This window comes from Paranoxybacillus vitaminiphilus (genome assembly GCF_003259935.1).
Classification (GTDB): Bacteria; Bacillota; Bacilli; order Bacillales; family Anoxybacillaceae; genus Paranoxybacillus; species Paranoxybacillus vitaminiphilus.
Genome location: NZ_QLMH01000048.1, coordinates 1 through 2,344, shown reverse-complemented (window position 1 = coordinate 2,344; position 2,344 = coordinate 1). Strand labels below are relative to the sequence as shown.

At 38.3% G+C, this 2,344-nt stretch carries 2 protein-coding genes; one reads left to right on the top strand and one right to left on the bottom strand.

Translation table 11 applies throughout. The features are described 5' to 3' along the window. On the top strand, nucleotides 1-701 hold a 701-nt coding region (locus B0I26_RS18450; RefSeq protein ID WP_181503009.1), incomplete at its 5' end, for a hypothetical protein. Nucleotides 702-1,213: 512 nt separating this feature from the next. Here B0I26_RS18450 and B0I26_RS17975 read toward each other — a convergent pair. After that, nucleotides 1,214-2,182: an IS4 family transposase gene (locus tag B0I26_RS17975; protein ID WP_458295090.1), complete on the bottom strand. Its 969-nt coding sequence runs from the start codon at nucleotides 2,180-2,182 to the stop codon at nucleotides 1,214-1,216. Between the last annotated feature and the right edge of the window lie 162 nt (nucleotides 2,183-2,344).

The following is a 2,344-nucleotide window of genomic DNA, read 5'->3' as shown; positions in this document are numbered from 1 at the left end:
TAGTTCCAGGCTGGGTGTATGCTGAAATTGCACAGAGTGAACATCGGCTTCAATATATTTCTTCTCTCCCTCGACCGTTGCTTTATTTGGATGAAGCAACGGATTACCTTCCTTTGGTAGATTATCATGACTTGAAACTCATGAAAGTGTTTGCCAATGCTACTTCTCCCGGGTCGAAGCCGCATCGATATTTAAAAAAACAGATTCAAGAAGCGGAATCAGGCAGTGTAGATATTGATGATGAATGGATTAGGAATTATTATGAAAACGGCTTTGACAGCAAAGAAGAAGGAATGATAAAGAAAAATGCGGGAGAAACTTCTATTCTTGCATTGGCTTTCCTGCTTGTTCACCATTATGGAAATAAAATTAAACAAATTTCCATTAGCACAAGTGATTTTGCGGTTGTGGAAATAAAGAAAAAAATTATGGATTATTCATCTAAACATAACTTGTTAAACGTGCCCACTATCAATCCAATCAGCTTTTTAAGTACAGATGTCCTTTTGGCGAGAGCTTTTCGGATGGGAATGATTGGAGAAGCAGAACTTATTCGTCTAAGAAAAAGTACGCATCGAAAAAGAGTAATCTGCACCATTAGAAATAATGATGATACCGTTGTTACGGTCGATACCATGATGGAGACGGGAGATTTTTTACAGCTGTTAAAAGGCAATGAATCTTACGATATTATTTTTTAGGCTGAGCAATGATTAAAACAGCTGCCAAATATTACGCAAACGTGAACGGACGAGAAGTCGAAATTCTTACCGGCGATGAAGGATTAAAAGCATACGAACCCGCTAAAAGTTACTAGGAGAGATGATTGGATGAAGATTTACAAAGAATCTCTTAATATTTCAGTTCGCCAATGGCTTGAATTATTAACTCAACTTTCGCACACAGAAATATGGAGACAGTCCTTGATATAACGAGGTAAAGAAGTAATCCAATTGGACAGTTGACACTGAAAAATGTCCATACTCAAATAAACCTTAGCTTCAGCCAAAGTTTAGAAAAGAGAAATTAATTGTAGTAAAGCCGTTTTTAAAGTCCATCTCCTTTACTTCGTCACATAGAAACAAGAATAAGTTGCCCATGGTCTTCGGATCCTCTTCTTTCCGAAGTTGCCAAGCAATCAAGATATACCGAGTGAAGACAATGGTAGTATGGCTAATCATCATGTCATAGGAACGACCTTGAAACTCTTTGGCTAAATGTAAAAACGATTTACTGAATTTAAAAAAGGTTTCGATGTCCCAACGCATCCCATAGATTCGAACGATTTCTTCATAGACAGCGTGGTATCTGTACTCAAAATGGCCAGCCATTCACTTTGGTTGTTTCGATTCCGCACAAACACGATTTTCACTGGTAAACCCGTATGAAGGGTTGCGTGAATCGAGCCGAGTGTTTCTTTTTTGCCAATGTCTCGTTTCGCTTTTCGATACAGTTGTTCCAAGGTTAAACGTTCTCCGTTGAAAAGATACCGTTGTTTCAGCTGTTTGACCATGCCAATGACAAAAAGGCCTTTGGAGTGAATCTTCTCCACCAACGGGGCATGAGTAAACCATGTATCCATGAGCACATAATCAGCGAAAATTCCTTTATCCAATGCATGTTCTACTAATTTCAACACCATGTTTGGTTTTGCTTCCAATGCCTCGAGCCGTCGTTTGTAGCCTGTGGTTCGTTTATCAATGGACGAATGGATTTCGTTCAAGCGATTCTTTTGGTTCGCTGAACTCAAAAGAGCGAAATCGATAGGTACAAATGTAAAGCCATCGGACCATCCGAGCGTTAATCGTTGAAAACCATTGACAAACTGACGAGTGGAATGATCGAATACTTTAGCTAGAAGCTCAACCGATTTACTACGGTTACGAGAATAAATCGAATCGTCTACAATAAACACGGTAACACGGCGCTTCGAAATCGTTTGTTTCACACGACGAATCACTTCGGAGCTCAGAGACAGTAAAAAGGTTCTCCAGTTATACGTAGACGAGTTCAAAAAACGATAAATGGTATCTTTTCCTGGTAAATCGGCAGCCTTTTTGCTTTGTAAGGCGTGGTACCAGTTTCTGTATTGAAAAACAAGAAGAAATAATAGTTGAAAAATCGATAAACAAGAATAACCACAAGCCTTGATAATTCCAGCTTTTCTTAAATGTTTACCAATTTGTCATTCAGAAAATCCGTCTTTTATTTCTTTTGGTAATTGCGCAAAGTACTCTTTTTTCGTTATCATAATGGTGACACCTTTCTTTCTTTGGTTTTTGGTTTGGTCACCAATCGTTTACCAAAAGAAAGAGGTGTCTTTTTGTTTTTTAGACGAATTTTT